General features: G+C 61.9%; 7 protein-coding genes. 5 read left to right on the top strand and 2 right to left on the bottom strand.

The genetic code is table 11. The annotated features are described in order from the left end of the window. Positions 1-237 precede the first annotated feature (237 nt). Positions 238-3,351: an ATP-binding protein gene (locus H1B27_RS12460; RefSeq protein WP_197966255.1), complete on the top strand. Its 3,114-nt coding sequence runs from the start codon at positions 238-240 to the stop codon at positions 3,349-3,351. Positions 3,352-3,460: 109 nt separating this feature from the next. On the opposite strand, the gene H1B27_RS12465 is transcribed toward H1B27_RS12460, so the two are convergent. Continuing rightward, positions 3,461-7,285 carry a hypothetical protein gene (locus H1B27_RS12465; protein WP_197966256.1) on the bottom strand — a complete coding sequence of 1,275 codons (3,825 nt, stop codon included), beginning with the start codon at positions 7,283-7,285 and terminating at the stop codon, positions 3,461-3,463. A gap of 403 nt (positions 7,286-7,688) precedes the next feature. Between H1B27_RS12465 and H1B27_RS12470 the strand changes: the two genes are divergently transcribed. The 4 genes from H1B27_RS12470 (at position 7,689) to H1B27_RS12485 (ending at position 12,086) form a co-directional block, all read left to right on the top strand. Continuing rightward, complete coding sequence (locus H1B27_RS12470; protein ID WP_197966257.1) at positions 7,689-8,252, top strand: OmpA family protein; 564 nt, start codon at positions 7,689-7,691, stop codon at positions 8,250-8,252. An 81-nt stretch (positions 8,253-8,333) separates the two neighbouring features. Continuing rightward, positions 8,334-9,362, top strand: coding sequence for a hypothetical protein (locus tag H1B27_RS12475; protein WP_197966258.1), 1,029 nt, complete (start codon positions 8,334-8,336; stop codon positions 9,360-9,362). Between the two features lie 308 nt (positions 9,363-9,670). Beyond that, on the top strand, positions 9,671-10,693 hold the full coding sequence (locus H1B27_RS12480) for an OmpA family protein (protein ID WP_246515382.1): 1,023 nt from the start codon (positions 9,671-9,673) through the stop codon (positions 10,691-10,693). Positions 10,694-10,856: 163 nt separating this feature from the next. Next, complete coding sequence (locus H1B27_RS12485) at positions 10,857-12,086, top strand: matrixin family metalloprotease (protein WP_197966259.1); 1,230 nt, start codon at positions 10,857-10,859, stop codon at positions 12,084-12,086. A 231-nt stretch (positions 12,087-12,317) separates the two neighbouring features. On the opposite strand, the gene H1B27_RS12490 is transcribed toward H1B27_RS12485, so the two are convergent. After that, on the bottom strand, positions 12,318-13,904 hold the full coding sequence (locus tag H1B27_RS12490; RefSeq protein WP_197966260.1) for a class I SAM-dependent methyltransferase: 1,587 nt from the start codon (positions 13,902-13,904) through the stop codon (positions 12,318-12,320). Positions 13,905-13,909: the final 5 nt, after the last annotated feature.

Below are 13,909 nucleotides of genomic sequence, written 5' to 3' on the forward strand. Positions count from 1 at the left end.
GGTGCTTTCGCCAGTGCAGCGAACCGCATCAAGGGGAAAAACATCAGGTTTTTGAATTTGTTAGGCCGACGCGGCCGCACCGATCTCCATGTTCGGAGGATGCGATCCGCGGGTTCCACTTGTGCTGGCCGAGGGTAGGCGAGATACTATGGCTGCGTATGATGGCTTGCGGTATCTGGTCTGGCACCAGCTGGAGACCGTGCTTGCTGTTCGGCAACGAGTTGGCTGCGATCGACGATGAATACGCAGACGCGCGACCGAAAAGGCGAACGTCATCGATTGACGGTGCTTTTCTCTGACTTGGTGGGATCCACCGCGCTGGGCAGAGACATCGAATCCGAGCACCTTTCCGAACTCCTGAGCCAACTGCGGCAAATCTGGCATCGGGCGGTGGCGAAGCACGGCGGTCGCATCATCAGAACGCAGGGAGACGGTGCCCTCGCTGTGTTCGGCTACCCCCTGTCAGGCGAAGATGACGGTCGTCGTGCTGCGGAGGCGGCACTCGATATTCACCAGTGGGTCGGGCAGTTGCGCCACGATGGCGTGTCCCCGGCTCTCATGCCGCTTCAAATGCATTCCGGTATCCACGCCGGCACCTTGCTCCTGACCGAGGGAGATATCGAGTCCGGCCGGTACGACCTGATCGGCGATGTCGTGAACACTGCGGCGCATCTGTCGCGCTACGCTGCGCCGGGGCAGATCCTTGCAAGCCTCGATGCCCTCGGTCCGCTTGCAAATTTCTTCGAGCTCGGCGACCGCCTTCAGACATCGGGTGCAGCGGCCGGAATGCCGCAGGCGCGCGTGGTGCTGAGACGAAGTACGGCGACCCGCCGATTCGAGGCGACTTCTCGTCGCGGCCTGACGCCCTTTATTGGTCGCAACGAGGTCTTCAACTTTCTGACCGATTTTCTCAACCAGGCACATCCGACCAGGCAACGCTGCGTGGTCGTCGTCGGCAGCCCCGGGCTTGGGAAGACGCGCCTCCTGGAAGAAGTGTTGCGACATTGTGGTGCCGAACCCTTCAAGCTGCTGAGGGGCAACTGCGAAAGCTATGCCGGTGCCGAAGTCCTGCAACCGTTCCTGCAAATGCTGCGCGCCCACCTGGGGATCCGACCGGATGCATCTGTCGTCGAGGCCAACGAGATTGCCCGCGCCGGCCTGCAGCCATGGGCCTCCCAGCTCGGCCCGCGTGCTGAATCGATCCTTGCACTGGCGTCGACCGGCGCCGATGCGCGCGGCGGCCGGATGACCGTCGATGGCGTGGTCGGTGACCTGCTCGGATTCTTTACCGTCTTGTCGGCACAGGGTCCATTGGTGCTGGTGATCGACGATTGGCAATGGTCCGATGACGCGAGCCGACAGTTGCTGGAGGCACTGTTGCAATTGCCCAATGGACCGCGCGTCATCCTCGCCAGCCGGCCACGCGACGACGAGACCGAGTGGATTGCCAACGCGCCGTCCCTGCAGCTGCAGCCGTTCCAGGGCCCGGAAACCGACCTTGCTGTGCGACGCTGGGTGCCCCAGGCAGATCCCTTCCTGGTGGCCCGTGTTCACAGCTATGCCGGCGGGGTGCCGTTGTTCATCGAGGAGCTGTGCCACTCGATCGCGGCCAACGATCCTCTTTCGTTCGAAATGCGCAGCAAGCAGGGATGGATCGCAACGCTGGTCGCCTCGCGACTGGCGCGCCTGCCGCCGGATGAGGTGAACGTCGTGCGCGCCGCGGCAGTCATTGGCAACACGGTGCCGCACGGGTTGCTGGTGTCGGCCTGCGGCAGCGAACCAGACCCGGCAATAGTGCGGGCGCTGGCCGACGCCGACTTTCTCTACGCTGATCCAGCGGGCGGCGTCCTACGCTTCAAACATGGCATCACGCGGGACGCCGTTTACGACACGATCGGTCTGCACGAGCGTCAGGCATTGCACAGACGCATCGAGGCCGCGTTGCTGGCACGATCCGAGCAGGCTGATCGCGAAGACACGCTGGAAGCCCTGGCCTACCACTCGCGCGGCGCGGGTCATTGGGAGAGCGCGGCCCATTATGCCGAGCGCGCCGGTGACAAGGCCATGGCAGCATTCGCGCTGGACCGTGCACGTGCCCAATATCAGCTTGCCATGGAGGCGCTGGATCGCGTGCCGCACCGCGCGCGCGAGCAGTCCCTGCGTTGGTGCTTGCTGGCCAATAAATTAGGTTTGGTGAGCGTATTCGACCCGCTATCGTTGGCCGACGACACCACCGTGTTCGAGCGGGCGGTCGCGATTGCGTCCTCGCTCGGCGACCTCAGTGCAATGGCCAGTGCGTATGAATGGCTCGGCTACATGTGCTACGCATTCGGGCGCTTTCGCGAGGCCGTGACACACACAAGGAAAGCACTGGAATTGGCACGCAAGCTCGGTGAGCACCGCCCGATCGCTCAGATCGAAGCTTCGCTGGGCCAGATACTCGCCGCAAGCTGCCAGTACGACGAAGCCATCACCTTGATCGACGCCGCCAACTCGACCAAGCAGCAACGCAGCCGCCGGCACGGCGCCCTCGCCATCGGCACCGCCTACGCGTTGTCGTGCAAAGGCAGTGTGCTCGCCGATCGCGGAGATTTCGACGGCGCTCACGAGTGCTTCAGAGAAGCGATGGCCCTGGTCGAAGGCTCGACCCACCCGGTCGTCGGTTCGGTGCGCAATTGGATTTCGGTCGTGCTCGTCTGGCAAGGTCGCTGGCAGGAGGCGGAGCGGCTCGCCGTCGAGGGAGCCCGCGTTGCCGAGAATATGCGCAGCCTGCTGCTGCTGGCGGATTGCCGCGCCGCGTCTGGATTTGCCCGCTGGTCGGCGACCGGCGATGCCGAAGGTTTGCAGCAATTGCGGAACGCCGTGCAATGGATGGAAAGGCGAAACTTCCACTTCTACACGTCGGTTCAATATAGCTGGCTGGTCGAGGCGGCAGCAGCCGAAGGCGATGTCGATACGGCACGGCGGTATGCCGTCCATGTCCTGCGCCGCGCGCGCGAAGGCGAGCGGCTGGGCGAGGCGGCGGCATGCCGTGCGCTCGCGAAACTCGCGGCCCTGCGCCAGGATTTCAGGCTAAGCCAACGCTGGTTGCAGCGGGCCGAAGCGTCCGCAGGCTGGCGGGCCTCGCTACGCGATGCGGCCCTGAATCTGGCAGCACGCGGTGAGCTTCTCGCGCAGCAGGGGCAGGGCGAGGCGGCCCGCCAGACCGCACTGGAAGCCGCCGAGAAACTGCAGGCGCTCGGCATGCGCTGGCATGCGGAGCGGGCGATCCGGCTTGTCACCGGCACGCCCGTCATCTGCGCCAACGATGAGCTCGGCCTGCTCGGTGGCGGTCAGCACTATGCGATCTAGCCAAAGCGCGACGACTGCGCGCAAAGGCGTCCCGCGTCCGGGGGGCGTCTCGAAAGATGCCGCAAGCGAGCTGCTCGCCTCGCTCCTCGTCACATGCGATAGCCCTGCTCTAGGGTGAGGGCGGCGGCGCGGGAACCCTGCCGTCCATCGTCAAGCTCAGTGGAATGGGGCCGGTGCGCAAGGGCAGCGGCGTCTCCACCAGTGCGCTGAAGAAACCCAGCATCACGGCAAGTGCCGGGTCTGCTCCGGGACACGAATGCGTGGGATGGCCCGTGATCCTGCGGTTGCCGCCGAAGGCATAATAGATGTCCTGACGCCCTTCGACGAGATTCTGCTGGGTGGCGGAGACTGCGCCGGCGACGATGACATCTCCCGGTCTGATCTCGACATTTCCGATGGTGTGCGAAACGATGGCTGTCCGCCAGATCAGTTCGGGCACCGCGCGCAGTTGCATGGCCGGGATGAAGTCGTCTCTCAGCCGGTTGAGGGCATCGGTGTAGTCCTTTGCCACGGTGCCGGCATAGCGGGCACGCAACGCCCACAGGGTTCCTTCACGCAGCCATTCGTTCAATATCCTGCGCAGGTTTCCGTCGACGGTCGGAATGAAACCCATCATGGCGCCGGCGATTGTGCGCGCCACGAACGGGATGTCGTCCTTGCCCCGCGGAGAGTTGAAAACAGCATTCGTGACGGGTCCGTTTGTCGGCCCGAACCGCTCGAGGAACCCGACCATGGCGCGGCGTGCAGCGTCGCCATGTGCCGCGCCGACCGCCTCCACTTCCTTGTTCGGATGAGGCTGGAAGATGTAGCGCGAAGGGGAGAGGAAATGACCGGGGTAACCGGGCGGCTCGCCTGGCTTCCAATCCCAGCGATAGCCGGCGCGGCGGAAATAGCCGCCGTCTTCGCTCAACCCGAACCACCTTTCGCAGAAGGCTGCGAGCAGCGGATCCACCAATTCGTGCACGTCGACAGTCAGTTCCCAGCTCGCTTCGCCGTCGGCGGCGGCATAACCAATCGTCTCCTTGACCATGAAGCCCAGCACCTTCTGTGTGACCGCGCGCGCCAGCTCGAACGAGGCGAATTGGTCGAGGGCCATGATCGCAGCGTTGCACGCCGCGGATTCCTGCTCGTAGGCCTGATCTGCCTGTCCGGCGTCGCGGCCGAGATAGAGGATGCCGAATGACCGCTGCATGCGGGGAAGATAGCCGGTGATGGTCAGCTTGGTGTCGGAATCGGTGAAGACCTGCTGGACGAGGTCGCGGTCGGCCACCAGGACCCCGAAGGGCGTGCGGAGCACGCCGCCGTGGCGCTCGCGGATTGCACCCCAGATCGACGCGTTGACGAAATGCGAGGCTGAATCCGGATCTTCGAGCGCCGTCTTCCACGCGGCCATCGCCGCGGCTTCGCCCTGCCGGCTTTCGATCAGGCGCAGACGCGCGATCTCTCGTTCACCGTCATCCACGCTCCACGTCACCGCCGGTTTGCACCCCTGGCTCGCCGCCCATTGTTGCAGATCGGCAAGCGCCTTCTTCGATGGCGCAAAGAAATAGGCTCCCCATTCCAGACGTACGAACGGACAGGGCTGGTCGTGGAGCCGGTCCGAGCCGTCCAGCGCGACACGAACGGTCTGGCCGCCATGCTCGAAACGAAAATGCCGAAGCCGGCCGGGTTCGGCGAGGCCGAGGAACGGATCGCTTTCCTGGGAGGAGGATCCCGAACTGTTGCCGCCGGCGAGCCAGCTTTGCACCACCTCGAACTGCTCGCCGAGGCTGGCATTGTAGGCCATGAAAATCAGGCCGCGCTCCGGTTGCGGGACCGATTTGGCGGCTTGCGGGTCGTCACGGTTGACGGGCGGACCGTAGGACATGCCGCGCCTGACGATCCGGGGGGGCCGGGCGCCGGCATCCGCCTTGGTGATCGGGATGCGCGGATTGGCGCGCCGTATGTGCGCGTGAAACGGGCACAGTTGGGCCTGCGCATCGGCGTCGTAGTTGAAATCGTTGCAGCCCCTGTCGGGAGGCGGAGTAGGGGTCAGAGGTTGGCCGGCCTTCGGATGTCCGGTCGGCCAGCGTCCCATCATCTTGGCCATCAGCATCTCGCGCGTCAGGGCGGGTGCGTCCGGGCCGGCCGCCTCGGTCGCCTGTCGCGTGGCGCGGGACAGGACGTCCTCGAGCTGCTCGACATCCTGTCGCAGCTTGCGCAGCGCCATGAAACTGCCGTCGCGGAGCATCGCGTGAGCACGATTGGTCGCATCGCCGAGCGGCGCCGTCTCGTCGGCGAGGTTCGGGTAGCCGCACAGAATCTCGCCGAGATGCACCCGATTGGAATAGCTCTTGCCGGCCTGGCTCTCGTACAGCACCGGATTCGAACTGCCGTCGGCGAATCCGAAATGGTCCTTCATGTTCTCGGAGGACCCATCGCTTTGCCGCTGCATCCACTGAATCGAAAGCGGCCTGACGCCAGGATCCACCTCGACCAGGCGGCTCATTTCGGCCATCAACGGTTTTCTCGCATCCGCCGTCGTCTGCGGGTCCTTGGACAGCAGGCGAAGCTGAAGGACGGCATGGACGGAGCTCATGCTGATGCGCGGCGAAGGATCATCTTCGCGCAGGTCCGGTGCGCCGATGCCGAGCGCCCAGTTGCTTGCCGGAAGGCGCCAGCGCTGGGGATGATTCCAGCGCACGTCGCCGAGCAGGCCGGCGCGTCTTTCCATGCCCTGCAAGAATTCTTCCGGCAGTGTGCGCACCTCTGCGTCGGACAGTCCGGCGTGACGCAGCCCCTCGATCGTGAATGCGATGTTGGTAACGATCTGCCCCGGGGTCAGAGCGTCGGTTTCGGACGTCACATGTAGGACGTTGAGAAAAGTCGCCAGCGCGGCCGGACTGGCGAACTGCAAGAGCAGCAGGCAGCCGTGATCCGACGCGGGGTAGGCGGTCAGAATCCCGCCTTGCACGTTGCCGAGATCCCGCAACGGCAGTTCAGCCGGCAGGGCGAGCGGCAGGTTGCGCCGTACCGGCGCCACGTCGGGCGGGGTCATCAACCAGAGCAGGGCCTCTTCATAGCGACGGCGGGCCCGTTTGACGCCTTCGGCGTAAATGGGGTCGTTGATCATGGTGACGAATTCCGGCAGCAGCTCGTGGGCGGCCCGATGCAGAACCACCCCGTCATGCGTCCCCGGCGGATAGAAGTCGGCCAGATGGTAGAGCGCCGCCAGCGCGCGTATGCCGTGGCGAAACGGAGGCCGGCCGGCAGCTTCGATGGTGAGCGGTTGACTGAAGCCGGCGTTGGTGGGATCGACGCCGATCTTGCCGTCGACCTTGAATATCGATCGTCGCGCAATATCCTCCGGCGACGGAATTCTGATCTGCGTGACGATCCGATCGGCGCCTGGGCCCGAGGCTCGCCGATAGACGCGCTCCTCCATCCGCAGGAAGCGCGTGTCATCCACGGTCAGGTCAGGGGTGGAATAGAGGAAATAGGCTTCGGTCTGCCTGCTCTTGAGCCAGATGCCCCAGTTTTCGTAAGTGTTCTCGTGACCCAGCTTGTAGCCCTCGGTATTGCAGAAGATGAGGTCGAGCAGACGGGCGGCCTTCTGCCAGATGACGCGGACATAGGCTTCCCAGGAGCCGTCGAACGTCGCGGTCAGCAGCACATAGTCCACGGCGTTCTCGGCATCGTCCTCGGGTTGGAGTACGGCGATGCCCACGGAGTGAATGCGTCCGACGCGGTCCACGGAGTCCGACAACACACGGGCGAGTTCGTATTCATACGCGCTGGCGCGTCCGCCATTCAGCGCCCGCAACACGTATTTGACGCGAGTCTTGTACGTGGTCGCATCCAGCGACGGCACGAACCCTTTCTTGATTGGAGCAAGGACCCTGAAATCGGACGTGCCGGCCATGCTGCCGGTCTTGATGGTCAAATCCCGGCGCATTGTCTCTGCCTCCCTCGTGCGAGCGGCGTTGCGCCCGCGAAAATGCAGCTACTACAATTTTGCTTCCGCAAACATGTAATCTGGCTCACAAGATTTCCGATGCGCTGATTGATTTTGATGCAGGCCTCTCGGCCGCATTGTCATCGTCGCGGCAGCAGTTCGAACCACAGAGCTTCCCAACTCTGCGGCTCCGGCGCCCTTGTTTCTATGAACTGGCCCACAATTCCGAACTTTCTTCTCGATCGCAGATCGAAAAGGCGCCGAAACAAACCAGCGCCGCCGCACCTCGGCTTTGAACTTCCCCGACCGCTCGCATCACTACTAGTCATAGCCGTGGTGGGAACCGAGGCTCCCTCCAGTGCTCGGCTTTGCGCAGGACACGCCAGCAACGGGAGAAATGGCCATGGGACGCGCACCGCAGCCACTGCCGCAATACACGCCGCCGGGTCCGGTGGAACAGATGCCGAATATGGCGACGCAACCGCGGTGCTCGCCACTTGCCAAGGTTCACAGCGCCGCCGTCTTTCGCTACGTGGCCAATGAAGTCGCAACGTCCCGCACCGAGGTCGGCCATCTCGGTGTGGACGTCAGTCTGGTCCCGCCGGCCGGCATTTGCCAATATCTCATCATCTGGGATTTCGGCGTCGACTGGCGGCATCTCAAGAACATTGCCAAGCGCGATCCGCTGTTGGCAGCGCAGCTCATCCGATTCGAGACCGACAAGTCGCTGCAGTTTCAGATCGTCGGATACAGCGACAGCGCCGGCGGCGAACGGAACAACATCTTCCTGCGCACGGGCCGCGCCAGGAACGTCTTTCGCCTGTTCGGCCCAAGCGCCCGCTCGCGCGTCTTCTCCGTCAAGCCCGCTTCACACTACGAGTATCTGAAGGACAACACGACCGTGATGAACAGGGCCGCCAATCGCGCCGTGGTCGTCGAAATCTTCGTCGGCGGCGGGACGATCTAGCCACTTCCCACAGGACGGAGGCTCTCATTTCCGGGCGCGAATTTGGCGTTGTCGGACCGGACGAGGACAGGAGAACTAGCCATGGCCGCCTTTCAAGAGGTCTTCCGCCGCTCCGGCATCGACGAGCACCGCAGCCCGCCGGGCATGGTGGTGCCGTTCGGGGGCTCCAACATCGTGGCGCTGATCGACCCCGGAAGAAAGCTCAAAGTCGATCCCAACCCCCATGCCCTCGGGATCAAGGAGATCGATGGCGCCGATATCCGTAGGCGCCTAGTGCAAGCCAGAGACACCTTCTCCGAACCCGATATCGATCCGCAGCTCAGGGCGGCGTCGCTTCCTGCCACCTTCAACAGCGATGCACGGTTCTTCGAAATCAATGGCCGGATCAAGCCGATTGGCTTTCCCGGCCTGGAGGTGGTGGCTCGGTCGGCTGGCCGGAAGATCGAAGCCAGGCTCCATGTGGCCGTGCTGCCAGAGATCAAGATTAAGGTGGCGTTCCGCAACGTCATGGTTCCGGGGACCGGCGGCGCTCCGGCGTTTCACGCCAAGAAGCCCTGCAACGAGCAAGATGAATTGGCGACGATGAACAGTATATGGAGGCCGCAGGCCAACATCCGTTTCGAGCGGGTGCCAAGCGACTGGCTGGTCATCGACGACTCGCAGGCTGGCGTCAAGCAGGAGCTCGCCAATGCCACTGGCATGAAGGATGCGAGCCTGGCGGCCCTTCCCGATGCAATCGAGGTCGAAAAACTGAAGAGCTTCTTCGTCAAATACAAGGTTAAGGGCGCCCATCTCACCATTTTCTGCGTCGATAAGCTTTGGTCCAATGGCTCGTCTCTCAATGGATCGTTCGCTCGATCGTTAGACCTTGCCTTCATCAGCTCACAACGCGGGCCTAACACGTCTGCCCATGAAGCCGGGCATTTTCTCGGCTACTACTCGAAGAGCGCGACCAAACCTTGGGACAGCCAGGGCCACACGCTGGAGACCGATCCGAAAACCGGAAACGAAAACAGGGCGGAAGACATCAAGATGCTGATGCGCGGGGGAGGCGCCGGGTGGAAAATTCCGTTCAATCTCGTCAAGGAATTCCGCGACTTTCCCGGTTAACACTCGGAAGATCGCATGGAAGCTGCAGGGTCCTCTCGCGATTGCAGGCGATACCGAACGGCTTCGCTGCGACATCGCAATGAACCAACGCTGCGTACGCTCATTCCGGTCAAAACCACGGAGTGTCCTATGGCTTCGCCTTCACCTACCACGAAGGCGTCGATGGCACCTTCACGTATCTGACGGGATATCTGAGGGCGACGATGAACCGCCAAAACGTCCAGAGCGACCCATTAATTGATAGGCGGATCTTTCGATCCGAGTTCTACCCGTTTCGCAGTCGGTCTCTCCGTTGGGAGATAAGCAACATGGCATCACCCGGGAAAATCCAGGAGTACGGATCGCAGGCATCGGATACGATTGCGGCGAAGTTATTCAACTTTGACGTCGGCAAGTTCGCCATAAAGCCGGAACATTCCAATTGGCTGAATAACGTCGTCGCTCCGAAATTAAGGGACGGAGGAAGCCTTACGATCATTGGACTTGCAAGTCGTACCGGTAGCGACGATTTCAACATGCTATTGTCGCATAATAGGCTGCGGGCCGTAGTTGATTTGCTTCGCAAGCAAGTGCCCAACAATTTCAAAGTCGCGTTCGAGGTGGCGAAAGGGGAACGCGCGGCCATGTATGCAGGTGAAATGGATGGTGTGGAAAACGAGACCTGGCGTGGTGTCATCATCTCAGTTTGGAATAAACCAAACCCACCGCCGCCACCGCCGCCACCACCGCCGCCTCAAACGAGACCTCAATACTATCCGGCTGAACGCAAATTCTTCAAGCGTTGGCTCGGCTTCGGCGTTAAGTCTGGCGGGCAGTTGTTAATCGGCGGCGTCGAGAGCACGACCGCGTACGTCGTGAACTTGGGAGATTTGGAGACCTTTGATCTCCAGATTGTTAGCAGTCGGTGGGGACTGGGTCTTGGAGGCAGCGGAGGGGCCGTTGCTGTCATCGGCTTTGGGTTCAGGGTTCCATATGAGTTGGACCATGAATCCTTGAATGACTGGGGCGTCAATGTCGCATTTACCGAAAAGCTGATCTCGAAATCGGCACTACAATCCATCCATCACAGCAAGTACTTCATCGATGGCTTGAAAAACGGTAAGTACGTGGCGCCCACGCTAAATGCGCGAAACGCCTTTACGGCTGTTGGAATACTTCAGAACGTGAGAAATGCACTTCACACGCTGTACGGAGGACTTGAGGCAGCCAAGGGCTCGGGCGTCATTGTGCTCGACTTGCCGCTTTTGGGTGTTGGACTTGAATTGTCCGCTTTCGTGACGCGAGGAAAGATGTACGTCTCGAATCCTTCCCATTGGACAGGACCGGATTGAAGGCTCGGGCAGCATGCGATGCCGTTTGATGCCGCAGTTTGGTCAGAGGCGGGAAAGGTGCGGTAGAATGGGAAGTCGTCGCGATCGCTGCCGTGCCCTTTGAACCTCATTAGCCCCGATGAGACCCATCGGAAAGCGCGGAGATCATCGGACGGAGCGGATCATGGTGATCAACCTGAAACCCATCAACGTGATCGGTTTCTCCATCGCGGAATCCGTCGGCCTGAAGGGTTCGAGCCAGCCCGACGATATCTTCGTGATCAAGACGCTGTTGAACGGCATCGCGCCCCAGGACGGCGGGGCCGATGGAACGCTCGATATCAACGATCTGACCAACACGCCGGAAGCCATGGAGCCGGTGATCGACGCGATACTCGTGTTTCAGAATGCCCACACTGGCCTGCTGCACGACGGTCGCGTCGACCCTGAAAAGAATACGATCAAGCGCATGCGTCTGATGTTCAACCGTCGCAAGGGCGGCGGGCTCGACGTGAACCTGACGATTACGCCGGACGGTCCGATATTCGGACCATGTGATGCGCGCGGCTTCAGTGCCGCAAGGCTCAGGCTGGTCGGCGACGAATGGTCGGCATTCGACGGCCTTGCGCCGGTTCGCCAGATGGTTCCGATCGGCAAGACGCGGAAGCTGAAGTTGAAAGGGACAAATGGCGCCGCGGTGGGATTTGCCCTCGAGAGTCCTAAGGTGGAAATCCTCGAACGAACGAGCGACACCGTCACGGTAATCGGACGTTTGGAGGGTGATGCCGACTTGAGCGTCATCGTCGAAGGCCAGAGGGGTCCGATCCCGGTTCGCCTTCAGGTGCGCAAGGCGTCTTCGATTCCGATCGACGTGGTTCATCTCGGTCGGGCGACACTCGCCAACGGCCTCATGATCGCTACACAGCGCGCCGTTACCAGCGTCGTCAGTCGGATCTACGACAATCAGGCAAACCTGACGTTCACATCTGGCACAAGCCGAATCGTCGATGCAGTGACCACCGAAGGCCGGGCAGTGCCGATCGATCCGAACAAGAAGCTCAGCATCCGCTCCGGCTTCGGCCCACTGACCACGGCACAGGAGTTCCGATTTGACGATCTGAAGTCGCTCGTCACTAATCGTGCGGCGATCACCATGTTCATTTCAACACAAATCATCGATGACGAAGACTCGAACGTTGCCGGGCGCGGCGATCCCGGCAATCGGATGCTATGGTTCAATCCCGCTACACCGGGAAGCGTGAACACCAATATTGTGCCCGCGCATGAGATCGGGCATGCGCTAGGTCTGGGCCACATCACGACAAAGAACAACACGGGCTTCCTGATGAACCCGACCGTACAGTTGAACAATATAATCATCCCATGCGAGACACTGGTCCAGCTCCCGTCGTGACGACACACGCCTGCCTTTGATGCAGCAATAGTACAGGCGGTCAGATCACGCTCAACTGCGCGAATGGAGGCGATGTGGCACATTGCCAGACAAGGCAGCCAAATACGGGCGGCGTTCGGTAAGCACGCACAAATGACACGGGCAAAATGCCAAACTCGGAAGGTCAGGCGCGTATCTCGACGTCCGCCGCGGTGGTCTGGCGCCGTCGTTTCGAGTTGGATCGCTATCGCATCACGCGACCAACAAGCCCAGCTTGCCAACCATCGCAAGCGAGCGTTCGACGCTTTCTCGGGTCGACAGCAACAGCGGCTCGGCGGGGTTTCCGTCCTTGTCCTTTTGTTCGATCCGGATGGTCGACCCGAATGCTTCGGTCATCTCGGCCGTGATCTCGTCGATGGTACGAACGCCATCGAGCAGTTGCAGGAAATGCCGCGTCCGGTCGTCCTCCAACTGTACAGTTTGGTGGAGCAGGTTGGTGACCAGCGGACCTGTCTGCGACTGCTTGCGGGCCAGCAAGCTCGCCTGCGGGTGGTCGCTAACTTCCTTCAAGAGGAAGGGCGGCGAGACCAGGAAGGAGACCTCGCCGCTGCAGGCCAGGATGTACATCGCATCCGTCAGTGCCCGTTCGTCATCATCGGCTCGACGGCCGTCCAGCAGCGCGCGCGCACCATCCAGCAGTTCACTGAATGACAGCGCCCGCGGCCAGGCCCGGCCGAGGCACAAATGCGCGGCCTTCAGAATCGGGCTGGTCACCGTAATCCTGCTGCCGTCGTGGTTCTCGAACTCCATCGGGGAATCGTCGGTCAGGCAGGCCTCGGGATCGAGCGGGCTGGTCGTGCTCAGGAGGTGATATCGCCTGACGAAATCCACATCGATCTGCCGGTTGAGGGAAACGTCGTCGTGACAGAACAAGGTACGACGGAAGCCGTTGCCGTCGACAAAGTCCTGATACTGGTCGCGCGCCATGAACTCGCTCTCCGGGAAGCGCTGCAGCGTGGCGCGGACCTCCTCGGAATGGCCGGCGAGATAGTGGCGCGCGAAATGGGAATCGCCGAGATACTGCAGGCCATGGCGGGCGGCCTCCTCGGCGACCTCGTGCAGCAGGAAGGCGGTTGCCTCGTCGTCGAGGTCGTCGTGAAACAACAATTCGTCCGGAGCCTTGAGGACACGATTGTACTGGTCCCGCATGATCGCGCCGTGCACCGTGTCGGCCTTGGAGCCCTCGCTCAGGAACTTCAGGATCGCGCGGGCCTGTCCGACCTTCTCCTTCATGCCGGTGAGGCGGCGCGTGTGATACCGCATCATGTCGCGGACCATGTCGCGAAGATGCGAGAATGGGTGCGCATTGTAGCTGACATAGCAGACCCCGCGCGGCGCCAGATTCTGCTTGAAGATCGCCATCATCTTCGCGCGCACGTGGGGCGGCACCCAGGAGTAAACGCCGTGCGCGATGATGTAGTCGAACTTCCCGAAGCTTGTGTCGACATTCATGATGTCGCAGTGCAGAAGCTTGATGTTGCTCAGACCCAAGGTCGCGATATTCTGCTGGCCGCGCTCGATCGTCACGCCACTCAGGTCGACGCCGATGAATTCGGAGTCCGGATATTGAAAGGCCATCGGCAACAGGTTGCCACCAACGCCGCAGCCGAGCTCCAGCACCCGACAATGCTCGACCGGAGCAGGCTGCATGCCATAAACGGTGGCGATCGTTGCGAGATGATTGGGGTGGGTGAGCCCGTAGACGTGGCCGGGGTAGTAGACCTCGTCATACGGCGTGGGGCCGGTAACGGGATGGCGATGCTCCGACTGAATGTTCATCGCGC

The organism is Bradyrhizobium diversitatis (assembly GCF_016031635.1).
Classification (GTDB): Bacteria; Pseudomonadota; Alphaproteobacteria; order Rhizobiales; family Xanthobacteraceae; genus Bradyrhizobium; species Bradyrhizobium diversitatis.

Coding starts and splice junctions, on each gene's coding strand:
- H1B27_RS12460 (WP_197966255.1), top strand. CDS start 238: ATGAATACGCAGACGCGCGACCGAAAAGGCGAACGTCATCGATTGACG.
- H1B27_RS12465 (WP_197966256.1), bottom strand. CDS start 7,285: ATGCGCCGGGATTTGACCATCAAGACCGGCAGCATGGCCGGCACGTCC.
- H1B27_RS12470 (WP_197966257.1), top strand. CDS start 7,689: ATGGGACGCGCACCGCAGCCACTGCCGCAATACACGCCGCCGGGTCCG.
- H1B27_RS12475 (WP_197966258.1), top strand. CDS start 8,334: ATGGCCGCCTTTCAAGAGGTCTTCCGCCGCTCCGGCATCGACGAGCAC.
- H1B27_RS12480 (WP_246515382.1), top strand. CDS start 9,671: ATGGCATCACCCGGGAAAATCCAGGAGTACGGATCGCAGGCATCGGAT.
- H1B27_RS12485 (WP_197966259.1), top strand. CDS start 10,857: ATGGTGATCAACCTGAAACCCATCAACGTGATCGGTTTCTCCATCGCG.
- H1B27_RS12490 (WP_197966260.1), bottom strand. CDS start 13,904: ATGAACATTCAGTCGGAGCATCGCCATCCCGTTACCGGCCCCACGCCG.